This window comes from Paenarthrobacter nitroguajacolicus (assembly GCF_051027655.1).
GTDB lineage: Bacteria > Actinomycetota > Actinomycetes > Actinomycetales > Micrococcaceae > Arthrobacter > Arthrobacter nitroguajacolicus.
Map to the genome: position 1 here is coordinate 2272550 of NZ_CP073234.1, position 15875 is coordinate 2288424.

The 15875-nt window shown below is 61.3% G+C and carries 14 protein-coding genes; 12 read left to right on the forward strand and 2 right to left on the reverse strand.

Features of this window, described 5'->3' with window-relative positions:
* Window positions 1-25: 25 nt before the first annotated feature.
* The 5 genes from KCX59_RS10865 to KCX59_RS10885 all read left to right on the forward strand — a co-directional run bounded on the left by KCX59_RS10865 (window position 26) and on the right by KCX59_RS10885 (window position 5990).
* Window positions 26-1537 (forward strand): CoA-acylating methylmalonate-semialdehyde dehydrogenase, encoded by a 1512-nt coding sequence (locus KCX59_RS10865; RefSeq protein WP_178993896.1) that lies wholly within the window; start codon window positions 26-28, stop codon window positions 1535-1537.
* A gap of 85 nt (window positions 1538-1622) precedes the next feature.
* Window positions 1623-2540: a sugar phosphate isomerase/epimerase family protein gene (locus tag KCX59_RS10870; protein ID WP_178993895.1), complete on the forward strand. Its 918-nt coding sequence runs from the start codon at window positions 1623-1625 to the stop codon at window positions 2538-2540.
* Between the two features lie 72 nt (window positions 2541-2612).
* Window positions 2613-3626 carry a Gfo/Idh/MocA family protein gene (locus tag KCX59_RS10875; RefSeq protein ID WP_178993894.1) on the forward strand — a complete coding sequence of 338 codons (1014 nt, stop codon included), beginning with the start codon at window positions 2613-2615 and terminating at the stop codon, window positions 3624-3626.
* Between the two features lie 12 nt (window positions 3627-3638).
* The gene (locus tag KCX59_RS10880) at window positions 3639-4511 is read left to right on the forward strand and encodes a sugar phosphate isomerase/epimerase family protein (RefSeq protein ID WP_179018356.1); all 873 of its coding nucleotides are present in this window, start codon (window positions 3639-3641) and stop codon (window positions 4509-4511) included.
* A gap of 24 nt (window positions 4512-4535) precedes the next feature.
* Window positions 4536-5990 (forward strand): sugar porter family MFS transporter, encoded by a 1455-nt coding sequence (locus tag KCX59_RS10885; RefSeq protein WP_218649547.1) that lies wholly within the window; start codon window positions 4536-4538, stop codon window positions 5988-5990.
* A gap of 107 nt (window positions 5991-6097) precedes the next feature.
* Here the strand turns inward: KCX59_RS10885 and KCX59_RS10890 are convergent, their stop codons facing one another.
* Together KCX59_RS10890 and KCX59_RS10895 are read right to left on the reverse strand one after the other, a co-directional pair.
* Window positions 6098-7117 carry a sugar phosphate isomerase/epimerase family protein gene (locus KCX59_RS10890; RefSeq protein WP_179018358.1) on the reverse strand — a complete coding sequence of 340 codons (1020 nt, stop codon included), beginning with the start codon at window positions 7115-7117 and terminating at the stop codon, window positions 6098-6100.
* Window positions 7114-8292, reverse strand: a complete 1179-nt coding sequence (locus KCX59_RS10895) for a Gfo/Idh/MocA family protein (protein WP_178993889.1) — start codon at window positions 8290-8292, stop codon at window positions 7114-7116. Before KCX59_RS10895 ends, KCX59_RS10890 begins: the two co-directional genes overlap by 4 nt.
* Before the next feature lie 149 nt (window positions 8293-8441).
* Between KCX59_RS10895 and KCX59_RS10900 the strand changes: the two genes are divergently transcribed.
* The 7 genes from KCX59_RS10900 (at window position 8442) to KCX59_RS10930 (ending at window position 15866) form a co-directional block, all read left to right on the forward strand.
* The gene (locus KCX59_RS10900; protein ID WP_178993887.1) at window positions 8442-9455 is read left to right on the forward strand and encodes a LacI family DNA-binding transcriptional regulator; all 1014 of its coding nucleotides are present in this window, start codon (window positions 8442-8444) and stop codon (window positions 9453-9455) included.
* A gap of 144 nt (window positions 9456-9599) precedes the next feature.
* Window positions 9600-10595: a substrate-binding domain-containing protein gene (locus tag KCX59_RS10905; protein ID WP_178993885.1), complete on the forward strand. Its 996-nt coding sequence runs from the start codon at window positions 9600-9602 to the stop codon at window positions 10593-10595.
* Between the two features lie 64 nt (window positions 10596-10659).
* A complete protein-coding gene (locus KCX59_RS10910) occupies window positions 10660-11718 on the forward strand; it encodes an ABC transporter permease (protein WP_091467185.1) in 1059 nt (352 codons plus the stop codon).
* A gap of 12 nt (window positions 11719-11730) precedes the next feature.
* Window positions 11731-12657 (forward strand): ATP-binding cassette domain-containing protein, encoded by a 927-nt coding sequence (locus KCX59_RS10915; RefSeq protein ID WP_091467187.1) that lies wholly within the window; start codon window positions 11731-11733, stop codon window positions 12655-12657.
* Between the two features lie 125 nt (window positions 12658-12782).
* Window positions 12783-13781, forward strand: a complete 999-nt coding sequence (locus KCX59_RS10920; protein ID WP_179018360.1) for a Gfo/Idh/MocA family oxidoreductase — start codon at window positions 12783-12785, stop codon at window positions 13779-13781.
* The gene (locus KCX59_RS10925; RefSeq protein ID WP_179018362.1) at window positions 13778-14839 is read left to right on the forward strand and encodes a Gfo/Idh/MocA family protein; all 1062 of its coding nucleotides are present in this window, start codon (window positions 13778-13780) and stop codon (window positions 14837-14839) included. Before KCX59_RS10920 ends, KCX59_RS10925 begins: the two co-directional genes overlap by 4 nt.
* Window positions 14832-15866: a Gfo/Idh/MocA family oxidoreductase gene (locus KCX59_RS10930; RefSeq protein WP_179018365.1), complete on the forward strand. Its 1035-nt coding sequence runs from the start codon at window positions 14832-14834 to the stop codon at window positions 15864-15866. The genes KCX59_RS10925 and KCX59_RS10930 overlap by 8 nt, the downstream gene beginning before the upstream one ends.
* The last annotated feature ends 9 nt before the right edge of the window (window positions 15867-15875 follow it).

Consider the following 15875-nt stretch of genomic DNA (forward strand, 5'->3'; position numbering starts at 1 on the left):
CCACAGACCAAAAGGAAGTCCGCACATGTCGACGACGACCACACTGACCACCATTCACCATTTCATCAACGGCGCTGAAACCACAGGCGAAGGCGACCGCACCCAGCCCGTATATAACCCCGCCACGGGCCAGGTGTCCGCTGAACTGCGGCTGGCCAACGAGGCCGACCTGAACGCCACCGTCGCCGCGGCCCGCAAGGCGGCGGATTCGTGGGGTGACATTTCCCTGGCCAAGCGAACCGCAGTGCTGTTCAAGTTCCGTGAACTCGTTGCAGCGCACGTGGACGACCTCGCTGAGCTGATCACCGCCGAGCACGGCAAGGTCCTCTCCGACGCGAAGGGTGAGATCGGCCGCGGCCTGGAGGTCATCGAGTTCGCTTGTGGCATCCCGCAGCTGCTCAAGGGCGACTACTCGGACCAAGTGTCCACCGGCATCGATGTTTTCTCCTTCCGCGAGCCCCTGGGCGTCGTGGCAGGTATTACCCCGTTCAACTTCCCGGTCATGGTGCCGCTGTGGATGGCGCCCATGGCCATCGCCACCGGCAACGCGTTCATCCTTAAGCCCTCCGAGCGTGACCCGTCCGCCTCGATGCTGCTCGCGAAACTGTGGAAGCAGGCCGGCCTGCCCGATGGCGTGTTCCAAGTCCTGCACGGCGGCAAGGAAACCGTTGATGGGCTGCTGACCCACCCGGACGTGGACGGCATCTCCTTCGTGGGCTCTACCCCGATCGCCCAGTACGTCCACGAAACCGCCACCAAGCACGGCAAGCGCGTCCAGGCCCTGGGCGGGGCAAAGAACCACGCCATTGTGATGCCCGACGCCGACCTGGACAACGCAGCAGACCACCTCGCGGCCGCCGCTTTCGGCTCCGCCGGGGAACGCTGCATGGCGATCTCCGTCGCGGTTGCTGTGGGGGACGCTGCTGACCTGATCGTGAAGAAGGTCGAAGAACGCGCCCTGGCCGTGAAGGTCAAGAACGGCACCGAGCCCGACGCGGAAATGGGTCCCGTCATCACCCCGGCCTCCAAGGAACGGATCGTCAAGATCGTCACCGAAGCCGAAATCGCCGGCGCAGCCATGGTGGTGGACGGCCGCGACCTGGTGGTCCCCGGCCACGAAGACGGCTTCTGGGTCGGCCCAACAGTGATTGACCACGTCAAGACCGAAATGACCGCCTACACCGAGGAAATCTTCGGACCCGTCCTTGTAGTGGTCCGCGTCGCTGACCTCGAAGAAGGCATCGCGCTGATCAACTCCAACCCCTACGGCAACGGCACCGCGATCTTCACCTCTTCCGGCGCTGCAGCCCGGAAGTTCCAACGCTCCGTGACCGTCGGCATGGTGGGCATCAACGTGCCCCTGCCCGTCCCGGTGGCCTACCACTCCTTCGGCGGTTGGAAGAACTCGCTCTTTGGCGACAAGCACATCTACGGACCCGAAGGCGTCTCCTTCTACACCCGCGGTAAAGTCATCACCTCACGCTGGCCCGAACCCACCCACGCCTCCGGCGCCTCCTACAACTTCCCTTCCAACTAAGGTCCCCGCCGCCGCCCTCGCCTCGCAAGCTCGGCCAGGGAACCCGGGCGGCGTGGGCCCTGCCAAAGAGAAAGACAACGCCGTCATGACTGATGTTGAGAACAAGCTGATCATCGGCACCGCCCCTGATTCCTGGGGCGTCTGGTTCCCTGATGATCCCCAGCAGACTCCGTGGGAACGGTTCCTTGATGAGGTTGCGGAGTCCGGCTACAAGTGGATCGAACTGGGTCCGTACGGCTACCTGCCGAACGACCCCACCCGCTTGGCTGAGGAACTGAAGCAGCGCGACCTCCAGGTCACCGCAGGTACGGTCTTCACGGCCTTCCACCGTGGTGCCAAGCAATACGACGAAGCATGGGAACCAGCCCGAAAGGTTGCCGAACTGACGGCAGCCATGGGCGGAGAACATATTGTGGTCATCCCCGCCATGTGGCGCGACGACGTCACAGGTGAAGCCGTTGAGAACGGTGAACTCTCGGACGAGCAATGGGCAGACCTGTTCGCTGGCCATAACCGCATGGGCAAGGTCCTGCTGGAAGACTTTGGGTTGCACCAGCAGTTCCACTCGCATGCTGACTCGCACGTCGGTGCCCAAAAGGACATCGAAACGCTGTTGGCGGCCACCGATCCGCAGTACTTGAACCTGTGTCTGGACACGGGGCACGCCGAGTACTGCGGCGCATCGAGCCTGGAGCTCATCAAGAACTACCCGGACCGTATCGGTTACCTGCACCTCAAGCAGATCAACCCCGAGGTCCTCGCCGAGGTGAACGAGAAGAACATGACCTGGGCAGCCGCCAACCTCGCCGGCGTCATGACCGAGCCGCCGAACGGTCTCCCGGACCTGCGCGCTGTCATCGAAGCCGTGGAAGGCCTCAACCGGCCCATCTTCGGCATCGTGGAGCAGGATATGTACCCGGTAGCGTTCGATGTGCCGATGCCCATCGCCAAGAGGACCCGGAACTACCTGCTTTCCTGCGGATCACGCACCAGGGTCCAATAACGCCGTTCAGTAGCGCCATCCACTAGTAGCGCCGTTCAGTAGCAAACCAAAATTTCACGAAGGACAGATACAGTGACCAAGATTCTCCGCGTTGCCGTCATCGGCGCAGGCCGCATGGGTGCGGACCACATCAAGCGCCTCAGTACCCGCATCCACGGCGCTGAAGTAGCCGCCGTCGTCGACGTCGACCTTGCCCGTGCGCAAGCCGCCATTGAGGGGATCGACGGCGCCGTGGCGTTGGCCAGTGCCGACGAGGCGCTCAACAACGGTGACGTCAACGCCGTCCTGATTGCCACGCCTGGTTTCCTCCACGAGGAAATCCTTTATAAGGCGTTGGAGAAGGACTTCCCGATCTTGTGTGAGAAGCCGCTGACCCCGGACGCCGATAGCGCCTGGAAGGTTGTCCAAGCCGAGCAGGCTTTGGGTCACAAGCGCATCCAGGTGGGTTTCATGCGCCGTTTCGACGCCGAGTACTCGGCTTTGGGTGCGATCATCCGCAACAGCGAATTGGGGGAGCTGTTGATGCTGCACCACCAGCACCGCAACCCGAGCACGCCCGTGGGATTCACCAACGAGATGCTGATCAACGACTCCGTAGTCCACGAGTTCGACGCGATCCGCTACTTCACGGGTGAAGAAATCACCTCCGTGCAGGTCCGCTTGGGCAAGCCCACGCGCAGTGCGCCGAACGGCCAGCATGACCCGCAGCACGTGCTGCTCGAAACCGAGTCAGGTGTGCTGGCCGACGTCGAAATCTACGTAAACGCCAAATTCGGTTATCAGGTGGCCACGCAAGCGTCCTTTGAAGAGGGCATTGTGAGTATCGGCGGCGACAACGGCCCGTACATCCAGTCCGCGGGCAAGTGGGGCGGTAACGTCACCCCAGGTTTTGAAGAGCGTTTCGGAGCTGCGTACGACGTCGAGGTGCAGGCTTGGGTAGACGCCGCACTTCGCGGCGAAATCGGCGGACCAACCGCCTGGGACGGCTACGCTACCGCAGCCTGCTGCGAGGCCGGCGTCGAAGCCCAGAAGTCGGGCGAAAAGGTCAAAGTTCAACTGAACACCAAGCCGGACCTGTATAAGTAGGGGACATTCACCATGAAGATTGCACTGGATCCCACACCGTTCCACCACAGCCACACCCTGCTGGAGTTCCCGCGCGTGGCAGCCGATCTCGGCTACAAATACCTTCAGATGACCCCGCACGCGGATCTCATCCCGTTCTATAACCACCCAAAGGCCGACGACGAACTCGTAGGAAAGCTGAAGGCAGCTTGCAAGGACACCGGCGTCGAAATCGCCTCGGTCCTTCCGGTCCTGCGGTGGTCAGGTCCGGACGAGGACGCCCGCGAAGCCGCAGTCCGGTACTGGAAGCGCGCCATCCAGATCACGGTAGACCTCGGCGTCCAGACCATGAACACCGAGTTCAGCGGCCGTCCGGAGAAAGCGGAGGAGTCTGAGCGTGCGTTTTACCGCTCCATGGAGGAACTGCTCCCGATCATCGAACGCGAGGGCCTGGACGTCCTCATTGATCCGCACCCGGACGACTTCGTGGAGGACGGCCTGGCCGCTCTCCGTGTCATCAGGGGCGTAAACTCCCCGAACATCGGGATGGTCTACGTCGCTTCGCACAGTTTCCACATGGGCAACAAGCCGTTGGAGATCATGCGGGCAGCGGGGGACAAGCTCCGCTTGGTGCACGTCTCGGACACCATGAACCATCATGCCTCCCACGGCCTCCGCTACATCACCAACCCGCCCGGCAATGCCGTCCGCGTTCACCAGCACCTCAAGATCGGCGACGGCGACGTGAACTGGGACGAGTTCTTTGGCGGCCTGAAGGAGATCGGCTTCCTGGACAAGGAAAACACCGTGATGGTCTCGTCGGTTTTCGCTGAGGATGAGAACGCGGAAGATGTTTCCCGCTACCAGCTCAAATCGATGGTCGACTACGTCGCCCGGACTAACTAAAGGCGGTAGCGGGAAAAGGAAGCCATGACCAAGTCTTCGTCAATCGAGACCAACACGAACCAGCTTGAAACTCTTCCGACACCATCGGGGAAGACCGGCAAACCGGACAACCCCAAGAAGTTCCTCCGCAAGGTGGCCTTGTTTTCTACCTTCGGCGGATTGCTGTTCGGCTATGACACCGGTGTAATCAACGGCGCCCTGCCGTTCATGCAGAAGGACCTTGGCCTGACGCCGTTGACTGAAGGCCTGGTCACCTCGACGCTGCTCTTCGGTGCGGCGTTCGGGGCGATCAGCGCAGGACGGCTTTCCGACCGCTTTGGACGGCGCAAGACGATTATGGGTCTTGCCTTGATCTTCGCCTTTGCCACTGTGGGTTGTTCCTTGGCACCGAGCACTGAGCTCCTTGTCCTTGCCCGCACAGTCCTGGGTCTCGCCGTCGGCGGTGCCTCGGTGATCGTTCCCGTGTATCTGGCAGAGATGTCTCCGGCGGCCCAGCGCGGGAGGATCGTGACGCAGAACGAGCTGATGATCGTGACCGGCCAGTTCCTCGCCTTTACGTTCAACGCGGTCCTGGGCAACCTGTTCCCTGAAGAGCTGCATGTGTGGCGCTGGATGCTGGTGATTGCCACGCTTCCTGCCGTTATTCTGTGGTTCGGCATGCTCGTCCTGCCGGAGAGCCCCCGTTGGCTCGCATCGGCCGGACGTTTCGGCGAGGTCCTGGAAGTCCTCCGCTCCACACGGAGTGCGGGAGAGGTCGGGGCCGAGTTCGACGAGGTGCGTCAGGCGGCCAGGGAGGACTATCAGTCAAAACTCGGGACGTTCAAGGACCTCACCGTGCCCTGGATACGCAGGATCTTTGTGGTTGGTCTTGGTATGGCCGTCATCAACCAGATCAGCGGCGTCAACGCCATCATGTATTACGGGACCACCATCTTGTCCTCGTCCGGCTTTGGGGACCAAGGGGCCTTGATTGCCAACGTCCTCAATGGCATGACGTCTGTGGCGGCCGTCATCGTAGGCATGTATTTGATGACGCGCGTGCGCCGGAAACCCATGCTCATTGTGGGGTTGATCGGTACCGCGTCATCGCTGACGGCCATTGCGCTTATCTCCCTGGCCTTGCCGGAAAGCACTCTGCGTGGCTATCTGGTGTTGCTGTTTATGGTGACGTTCCTTGCTTCCATGCAGGGGTGCATTGGAACCGTTACCTGGCTGACCATGTCCGAGATCTTCCCGATGCATGTTCGTGGGATCGGCATGGGCATCTGCGTTTTCGTGTTGTGGATGATCAACTTCGTGATCGGATTTTTCTTCCCGCAGTTGGTCTCGCTGATGGGAGTTTCCGCGACATTCTTCATTTTCGTGGCCCTGCAGTTGTGCGCCATTGTGTGGGTCAAGCGCACTGTTCCGGAGACCAGAGGCAAGTCCCTTGAGGAATTGGAGAATCTTTTCAAAGAGAAGGCTGGAGTAACCGCTTAACTGAGGACCCTCCTTGAGTGGTGCTGTGTGGCGATAAAAAGATGGGGACGGCGCCTGCGCGCCGTCCCCATCCGGGCCCGGTAAGTAGTCCCGGGGGGCGTGAAGCCTCAGGCCGTCGGGTTCAATGACGCGGAGAGTGCCGCATCAGCATCCAGCAGGACCTGGGCTGCCACCTGCAGCCCTTCGATGCGACCCAGGGAAACGTCCTCGTGTTCGATGTTGACCAGCATGTCCGGGTCCACCTCATGCAGCGCACGCAGGAACTCAGTCCAGAAGGCGGTGTCGTGCCCGCGGCCCAGAGCTACGAAGTCCCATGCGGATTTCTTCGGCCATTCATTGGCCCACTCGTCGCCGCCAAGGTTGGTGCGGTTCTCATCCGGAGAGAGCCGGCGGAAGCTGTTGTCCAGCACGCCGTAGAGGGCGGCATTGCCGGTATTCACCCGGACATCTTTTGCGGCCGCCTGGAACACCAACGGACCGAGCTCGCGGACCACCGCAACTGGATCCATCTGCTGCCAGAAGAGGTGGGAAGCATCCAGTTCCACACCGACATGCGTGGCGCCGGTGAGTTCGATGAGCTTGTAGACGTCCGCAGTGTTGAACACGATGTTCTGCGGGTGCAGTTCGAGTGCCACCTTGACGTCGTGGTCCGCAGCAAGGCGGTCGGTTTCCCTCCAAAAATCGGCGGCGCCGCCCCATTGATAGTCCAACACGTCAAGTGCCGCCGAGTTCCAGGCATTGACCACCCAGTTGACGGTAGTGGCACCGGGCTCGCCGCCGGGCAGCCCGGACATGGTGACTACCCGTTTCTGTCCCAGCCGATGCGCCAGTCGAATGGAGCGGCGGATATCTTCAGCATGCTTTTCGCCGATTTCGCGCTTAGGGTGCAGGGGATTGCCGTTGCAGTTCAGGCCGGCGATCGAAACGCCGGTCCCCTCAAATAGCGCCAGATAATCATCGCGGGCCGCGTCGCTCTCCAGGATCTGATCCATGGTGGGTACATGAACTGCCGGCAGGAAGCCGCCGGTATTGATTTCAATGCCGGTCAGTCCAAGGTCTGCGATGACCTTGAGCGCCTCCGGGAGTGGCCGGTCGTGCAGGATTGCGTTGTAGACGCCGAGTTTCATAGTGTGATCTTCTTCCCGTTGTTGAGGGCAGATTCGGTGACGGCACCGAGAAGTTCCATGTTGCGCACGCCTTCGTCGAAGGTGGCGCAGCGAGGCAGGGATGTGTCTTCGCCAAGGCCTGCAGCCTCCTCGAGGAACGCGCGGGCCTGGTAGCCGAACGCGTCGTTTTGGCCGAAACCCACCTCGGGAGCGTCCATGGCGAGGCCGCCTGTGATGTACGGGTGGCCGGGGCCGAGGATTACCTGGCGATAGCCGTTCTGATTGCCGGATCCGTCATTGAGGAACAGTTGGATTTCCGATGGGCGGCGCTGGTCGAACTTGGCTGCGCCCTTTTCGCAGAACACCTCGAACTGCAGGCTATTGGCGTGCCCTGCCGCTACACGTGAGACTTCGAAACTTCCTGCACCGTTTGCGAACTCTGCGTTGAATGCCGCGTAGTCGTCGTTCTCAACAGCTTCGAAGGTGTCGCTGACGGCCACATGGTCATGGCCCATGACGGCGCTGAGCGGCAACGGACGCTTGTGGATCGCAGTGGTGAGCCGGCCGCCGCTGATGGACTTGATGTCGCCGCACAGGAACTCGGAGACGTACGTCAGATGACTTCCGACGTCGGCCAGCGCACCGGAGCCGGGGCCGCCTTTGTAGCGCCAGCTCATTGGCGCTTCGGGGCTGAAACCGTAGTCGGTCCAGTACCGGCCGCTGAAGTGCAGGACATTCCCCAAGGTGCCGTTCTGGATAAGGTCGCGGATGTAGGCGATACCCGGGGTGCGGCGGAAGGTGAATCCGATACGTGCGATGGAGGTGGCGTTCCGGGCAGTGTCCGCCATGGCACGGGCATCTTCCAGCGAATCGCTCAACGGCTTCTCGCACAGCACGTGCTTGCCGGAGGCCAGGAGGCCTTCAACCACTTCGCGGTGCAATGAGTTCGCAATGACAACGCTTACAACGTCAATATCGTCCGCTGCTGCAATTGCCTGCCATGAAGTGTCATTGCGTTCGTAGCCGAAGCGGCGGGCAGCCAACGATCCGAATTCAGCGTTCACGTCACCAATGGAGACCAAACGGATTTCCGGAAGCACCGGGCTGTAGAGGGTGGACGCAGTCCGGTAGGCCGCTGCATGGGCCTTGCCGGCCATGCCTGCGCCGATGACCGCGACGCCAAGGCTTTCAGCCATGATTTCTCCTTTGAAATTCTGCCGCGGCGGGGAGACTCGACGGCATTTTGTAGCGCTACAATTTTGTAGGTTGGATTCGAGATTAGCCATGTCTATATGTCCTGTCAATCCTTCCTCCCCACCAGGCCACCCCTACGGAAGTTGGTCCCATGAGCACAAGTACGCCGCAGGCGCGGCGGCCAACGATTTACGATGTGGCAAAGCTTGCCGGCGTTTCGCCGTCGCTGGTCTCGCTGGTCCTCCAGAACCCCGCGAAAGTCAGTGACAAGCGCCGGGAGGCGGTCAAAACTGCCATCGCTCAGCTGGGATACCGCCCCAGTCGGGCGGCCACCACGCTGGCGAGCAGCCGGACCAAGAGCATCGGCCTCGTCATTGACGACTACCGCAACCTTTGGTTTGTTGACCTGCTGCGCGGACTGGAATCAGTGTTGACCGAACATGGCTATCAGGTCATGCTCGCTGATTCCCGCCCGGGTGAAAACCGCATCAAGGAGGCCGCAGACGGATTGCTGGCCATGCATGTGGACGGATTGGTGATCGCAGCCGAGCCTGGCGCCACGGCGCTGAGCGGCACGGAAGTTCCCACCGTGGTTGCGGGGTGGCGGAATGGAGTTCCGGACGACGCTGACCTCATCACCAACGACGACGATGGGGGCGGCGCGATGGCGGCAGACCACCTGCTGCAACTCGGGCACCGCAGGATCGGGCACCTTTCGGGCTCCGGCGGCGCTGCAGCCCACCGCAGGGACGGCTTCCGGGGCCGACTCCATCAAGCCGGTGTAGAACCGCTGATCGTGGGGGAGGAGGGCGATACCACGGAGGAGGCCGGCTACGCTTCGGCCTGCTGGCTCCTTGATCACCACCCGGACATCACGGCGATTTTCGCTGCGAATGACACGATGGCGCTGGGCGCCTTTGGTGCGATCAAGGCCCGCGGCTTGTCGGTCCCAACGGATATCACGGTGATTGGCTATGACAATTCAGCGCTGGCGAAGTCCCGCTATCTTGAGCTGACGTCGGTGGACAACCGCAGCGATGTGGTGGGAGTGGATGTTGCAAAGGCGTTGTTGGATCGCATCCAGGGTGCCGCGACGGGACCTCAGCGCAAGCTTATTGCACCCGTCCTGAAGGTTCGGGGCACCACGGCGGCACCGAGATCGTGAGGTCGAAATGTGGATACCACGTACAAACATACTAATGTCAGGACAAACTATTGACATTTGTGAGTTCGGTCACCATGATCGAGGTAGCAGGCGATCCGGGAACGAGTCCCCGGACGCCCGAAGCTGACATCAAAGGAGATAACGGTGGCAAAATTCTCGTGGCGCAAAGCGGCAGTCGTCGCAGCAGTGGTTCCGTTGGTGGCCCTGAGCGCCTGTTCCAGCCAGGGCGGCAAACCTGCAGATTCCGGTGGGGGTGCAGGCGCTGGACAGGTAGCCGGCACAGACCGCATTAAGGTGGCCCTGATTACTCACGCAGCGGCAGGAGACACCTTCTGGGACATTGTCCGCAAGGGGGCAGAAGAAGCGTCAAGCAAGGACAATGTAGAACTCCTGTACACCAACGATCCCGAAGCAGGGCGCCAGGCCCAGCTTGTTCAACAGGCCATCGACCAGAAGGTTGACGGCATTGCTGTGACGGTGGCAACTCCGGATGCGTTGAAGGATGTATTGAAGAAAGCCACTGATGCGGGTATCCCCGTGGTGAGCCTCAATGCCGGTGAATCTGTTTCCAGCCAGCTCGGTGCTTTCACGCACTTCGGGTCCAACGAACAGCTTGCCGGCGAGGCAGTCGGCACCCGGCTCGCCTCAGAAGGCTACAAGCACCCGGTTTGCGTCATCCAGCAGCAGGGCCACGTGGGCTTGGAAGCGCGGTGCGCCGGCGTAAAGGCCAAGGTGCCTGCCACGGAAATCCTCTACGTCGACGGCAAGGACATGACTGCTGTCCAGTCAACGGCCACGGCCAAGCTTCAGGCGTCCAAAGATGCTGATGTGATCATCGGTCTCGGCGCTCCCATCACCCTTACCTTGCTCAAATCAGTTACCGATGCCGGCAGCTCGTCCAAGGTAGCCAGCTTCGACCTGAATGCCGAACTTGCCCAGAAGATCGTAGACGGCCAAGTGATCTTCACAGTCGACCAGCAGCCATGGCTTCAGGGCTACATGTCAGTTGATGCCCTGTGGCAGGCAAAGCGCGGCGGCTTCAAGATCGGCGGCGGCCAGCCCGTCCTGACCGGTCCAACCATTGTGGACAAGGCCAACGCCTCAGACGTCCTCAAGTTCGCCCAGCAGGGCGTCCGCTAGATCCAGGCATCCGGCTGCGTGGCGGAGAACCGCCACGCAGCCTGACCAACAAGGAGTCATTCCTATGGCAAATACAACAACTCTGCCGCCGGCGGGGGCTTCGGCCCCTGGCGACGAACGGGTCGGACGCCGTAGTCCGGTCCAAAAGTTCCTGGCGAGGCCCGAGGTCGGTGCACTGGTCGGAGCAGTTGTCCTGTTCATCTTTTTCGCTTCTGTTTCCCAGACTTTTACCCAACCGAACGCCCTCGCAACTGTGCTCTACGGCTCATCGACCATAGGCATCATGGCGGTAGGGGTTTCACTGCTGATGATCGGTGGCGAGTTCGACCTTTCCACTGGTGTGGCCGTGATCTCCTCCGCCCTGACTGCCTCGCTCTTCAGCTGGAACTTCTCACTGAATGCCTGGGTTGGTGTCACGCTGGCTCTGGTGGTCTCGCTCGGCATTGGATTCATCAACGGCTGGATTCTCGTCAAGACCAAGCTCCCCAGCTTCATCGTTACCCTGGCTACCTTCCTCATGCTGACTGGCCTCAATCTGGCACTGACCCGCCTTATCGGCGGCAGTGTTTCCTCGCCGTCGATCTCCAAATTGGACGGATTCGAATCAGCACGGGCCGTGTTCGCCTCCTCCATCAGCATCGGCGGCGTGGAAGTCAAGATCACGGTGTTCTTCTGGATCGTCCTCGTGGCAGTGGCATCGTGGATCCTTTTGCGCACCCGCGTTGGCAACTGGATCTTCGCCGTGGGCGGTGACGCCAATGCCGCCCGCGCAGTTGGTGTCCCTGTAACCAAGACCAAGATCGGTCTCTTCATGGCGGTTGGTTTCTGCGGTTGGATCCTGGGCATGCACAACCTCTTTGCCTTCGATGCCGTGCAGTCAGGTGAAGGCGTTGGAAACGAGTTCCTCTACATCATTGCGGCCGTCATTGGTGGCTGCCTCCTCACCGGCGGCTACGGCTCGGCCGTGGGTGGCGCTATTGGTGCCTTCATCTTTGGCATGGCTAACAAGGGCATCGTCTACGCGCAGTGGAACCCGGACTGGTTCAAGTTCTTCCTGGGCTTGATGCTGTTGCTCGCCACCATCGTCAACCTCATCGTCAAGCGACGCGCGGAACTCAAGTAAGGGGCCCGGGAAATGAATGCCAAAGCGATCGACCAGGAAACGTTGCTCCAGAATGAGCGCGATCCCCTCACCCACACGCCCGTCCATCTCCTCTCCTTGGAAGGGGTCGGCAAGCACTACGGCAACATCATCGCCCTGCGCGACGTCACGATGGCCGTGGACAACGGCCGTGTCACCTGTGTTCTGGGAGATAACGGCGCGGGTAAGTCAACGCTGATCAAGATCATCGCCGGCCTCCACCAGCACGACGAAGGCGTCCTGAACATTATGGGTGAGGAACGGAAGTTCGGATCCCCCCGAGATGCCCTGGACGCCGGCATTGCCACGGTGTACCAGGACCTTGCAGTGGTACCGCTGATGCCGATCTGGCGGAATTTCTTCCTCGGATCAGAGCTCACCAAGGGCTTCGGACCGTTCAAGTACATGGACGTCGAACAGATGAAGGCCATCACGCTCAAGGAATTGGCCGAGATGGGCATCGACCTGCGCGATGTGGAGCAACCCATTGGTCAGCTCTCCGGTGGTGAACGCCAGTGTGTCGCGATTGCCCGCGCCGTGTACTTCGGTGCGAAGGTCCTGATTCTGGACGAACCCACGGCTGCGCTGGGTGTGAAGCAGTCAGGCGTGGTCCTGCGCTATATCCTCCAGGCCCGCGACCGTGGCCTAGGCGTCATCTTTATCACCCACAATCCGCACCACGCCTTCCCGGTCGGGGACCGTTTCCTGCTGCTCAAGCGCGGCAAATCCATTGGCTACTACGACAAGAAGGACATCACCCTGGACGAACTCACTGCCCAGATGGCCGGTGGCGCTGAACTGGCTGAACTCGCACATGAGCTCGAGCAGCTGGGTGGCCACGGCGACGTGGTGAAAGAGGTCAAAGCGGAAGTTGCGGACGTGACGGACAGCGTGAACGCCGGCGCTCCGAAGCACGCGTAGCAGCAGCACAGGCTCAGCAACAGCAGGCCCAGTAGCAGCATCGGCGGGGTGCTTCCGGTCTACCCGGAACACCCCGCCACACTGTGCGCACAATACGCACACACTTAGGAAAAGAAGGGAACACCATGTCGATCCGGGTAGGTGTGATTGGCGCCGGAATCATGGGCGCGGACCACATCAGGAACCTTTCCACCACCATCGGCGGCGCCGAAGTCACCTTTGTGGCAGACCTCGACGTCGACCGTGCCGCCGCGGCGGCACCGCCCACCGCGCGTATTACCTCAGACCCATCGGAACTGATCAATGCCAGCGAGGTGGACGCCGTCGTCGTTGCCTCGCACGATTCCACCCACGCCGGCCTGGTCCTTGAATGCTTCGAAGCAATGACGCCTGTGCTCTGCGAAAAGCCGCTGGCACCAACACTTCTTGAAAGCCTGGAAGTAGTTGCGGCTGACGCCGACATCGTGGCCGCAACGGGCGCTTCGCTGCTCTCGCTTGGCTTCATGCGACGCTTCGATCCGGGTTATGTGGCTCTGCGGGAATCCGTGCGCGGGAGAAAGCAGGGCGAACCCCTTATGGTTCACTGCGTCAGCAGGAACGGCTCAGCAGCGCCAGGAACAACCGCGGAATCGGCCATCACCAACTCAGCCATCCACGAGTTGGACATCGTCCCATGGCTACTGGATTCTCCTATTACGGAAGTTTCATGGCAGGCCGGAAAGAGCACCCGCCGTGCCGAAGCCGGGCTGCAGGATCCTGCGTTCATGACGTTGCGCACGGCGGACGGGACACTGGCCACGCTGGAGCTGTACCTCAATGCCCAGTACGGCTACACCACGCGCTGCGAAGTGGTTTCGGAGCTCGGTACCACGTCCCTTCAGGAGCCGGCCCTACTCGGTATCGAACAGGACGGAGCCAGGCAGGAGCTAATCCCTGCGGACTGGCGCCCCCGCTTCGCTGACGCGTACCGGCTTCAGTTGCAGGCCTGGATTTCTGCACTCGCTGGCGGAGAGCCGACTCCCCTTGCCGGTGCACAGGACGGACTCAACGCCTCCCTCGTTGCACAAGCGATGATCCAGTCGCTGCATAGCGAGGGGACGTCTACGAAAGTCAGCTACTCGTGACGTCAATAGGGCTTCCGCACTCCCGTGTACCGGAATCCCGCGATGCTCCGAGTCTGCGCTGGGGCATCATGGGCCCCGGATGGATCGCCGAACGGTTCACCGAATCCATCCAGGCGCACACCCGGCAGGTGATCGCCGCCGTCGGCTCCCGTTCCCTGAACCGGTCCAAGGCGTTTGCGGAGGCGTTCGACATTCCCGCCGCCTATGGCAGTTATGAGGAACTGGCGGCAGCCCCGGACGTAGACATCGTCTACGTGTGTACGCCGCATACCGGCCACCACGCGGCCGCGGCCCTGGCCATCGACGCCGGCAAGCACGTCTTGGTCGAAAAGCCGGTTGGACTCGACGCAGCCCAGGCACGGGACATCGCGGCGCGGGCAGAGGCTGCAGGTGTCTTTGCCGCGGAGGCAATGTGGACCTTCTTCCTGCCAAAATTCGATGTGATCCGGCAGATACTCGATGCCGGAACGCTGGGCACCATCACCACGGTGGTGGCGGAGTACGGTGAGCACTTTGATCCTTCGCATCGAATCTTTAATCCGGATCTGGCCGGTGGTCCGCTGCTTGATCTCGGCACGTACCCCCTGGCCCTGGTGACAGAGGTGTTAGGCAGTCCGCGCTATCTGCGGGCAGTCGGCCAGCCCCACGAGTCGGGAGTTAACGCCCAGTTGTCCGCCATCATGCAGTTCGACGGCGGCGCACAGGCTGTCGTGAACACCCACGTCCATAACTTCACGCCCACCGCAGCCACCATTGTTGGCTCAAAGGCCACCTTGGTAATCGACGGTCCCTTCAACATGCCCGGCGCATTCGAGATCAGGTTTCCCGACGGTTCCCGACTACGCCACGATGAACCAGCAGGCGGACACTTCGAAGGCCTTCACTATGAGGCCGCGGCAGTGGCCAGGGCCATTGCCGCCGGCAGCACGCAATCCAGCGAACGGACGCTGGCGGCCTCCATCCGCACCTTGGAAGTCGCCGATGAGATTCGACGCCAGCTGGGCGTGGTGTTCCCGGTACCAGTCACCCTTCTACCTTCAAAGGAAAATCATGAGTGATGTCATTCTTGGCTTGGTTGGCGTAGGACGCATCGGCGTCATGCACGCCAACAACATCGTCGCCCTCAAGGAAACGCTGGGTCGCAGGGGCGTCAGTATTCGCCTGAAGCTTACCGATGTAGCTACGGAGCATGCCCGCTCCGTCGCTGCTGGATTGGGTGCCGAGTTTGTGACTTCGGTGTCGGAGCTGCTCGACTCCGGTGTGGATGGCTTGGTTGTTGCCACTGGAACGGCAACCCATCCGGAATTGATCCGCGCCGGAGTGGATGCAGGCGTTCCTGTGTTCTGCGAAAAGCCCGTGGCCATGAACGTCTCCGATGCGCTGCCTGTGGTGGACTACATCAGCGAGAACAACGGCGTGGTGCAAATCGGCCACCAGCGACGTTTCGATGCAGGCTATTTGGAGGCCAAGCGCGCGTATCAGGCCGGTGAGTTGGGGTGGATCCATTCCCTGCGCGCAGTTACCTGCGATATGGCGCCACCCCCGGTCGAGTTCCTGGCGACATCCGGGGGACTGTTCCGGGACTGCTCAGTCCATGACTTCGACATCCTTCGGTGGCTGACGGGCCGCGAAATCGTGGAGGTTTATGCCAAGGGTTCCAACAATGGAGACCCGGCCATCGGCGACGTGGGTGACGTGGATACGGCTTTGGCCCTCATCACTTTCGACGACGGCACGGTGGGCACGGTTTCTGCCAGCCGCTACAACGGGGCCGGCCACGATGTGCGGTTGGAGATACAGGGGTCCAACAGTTCGGTCATGGTGGGCTTGGATGAGAAGACCGCATTGACGTCGGCTGAAGCTGAGGTCACTTTCCCTGGAGGAGAACCGCATCAGACTTTCGCCGAGCGTTTCGACCAGGCGTACCGCTCCGAGATGGTTGCCTTTGTGGAGTTGGTGATGGGGGAGCGCGAAAATCCCTGCACCCCGGAAGACGCAGTAGCAGCCTCCCGTGTGGCAGATGCGGCCCAGGAATCGCTGGCAACCGGTACGCCTGTGAGGGTTGCTCTCAAAGTATCCAACTGACGTTTCTGC

Coding starts and splice junctions, on each gene's coding strand:
- KCX59_RS10865 (WP_178993896.1), top strand. CDS start 26: ATGTCGACGACGACCACACTGACCACCATTCACCATTTCATCAACGGC.
- KCX59_RS10870 (WP_178993895.1), top strand. CDS start 1,623: ATGACTGATGTTGAGAACAAGCTGATCATCGGCACCGCCCCTGATTCC.
- KCX59_RS10880 (WP_179018356.1), top strand. CDS start 3,639: ATGAAGATTGCACTGGATCCCACACCGTTCCACCACAGCCACACCCTG.
- KCX59_RS10885 (WP_218649547.1), top strand. CDS start 4,536: ATGACCAAGTCTTCGTCAATCGAGACCAACACGAACCAGCTTGAAACT.
- KCX59_RS10890 (WP_179018358.1), bottom strand. CDS start 7,117: ATGAAACTCGGCGTCTACAACGCAATCCTGCACGACCGGCCACTCCCG.
- KCX59_RS10895 (WP_178993889.1), bottom strand. CDS start 8,292: ATGGCTGAAAGCCTTGGCGTCGCGGTCATCGGCGCAGGCATGGCCGGC.
- KCX59_RS10900 (WP_178993887.1), top strand. CDS start 8,442: ATGAGCACAAGTACGCCGCAGGCGCGGCGGCCAACGATTTACGATGTG.
- KCX59_RS10910 (WP_091467185.1), top strand. CDS start 10,660: ATGGCAAATACAACAACTCTGCCGCCGGCGGGGGCTTCGGCCCCTGGC.
- KCX59_RS10915 (WP_091467187.1), top strand. CDS start 11,731: ATGAATGCCAAAGCGATCGACCAGGAAACGTTGCTCCAGAATGAGCGC.
- KCX59_RS10920 (WP_179018360.1), top strand. CDS start 12,783: ATGTCGATCCGGGTAGGTGTGATTGGCGCCGGAATCATGGGCGCGGAC.
- KCX59_RS10930 (WP_179018365.1), top strand. CDS start 14,832: ATGAGTGATGTCATTCTTGGCTTGGTTGGCGTAGGACGCATCGGCGTC.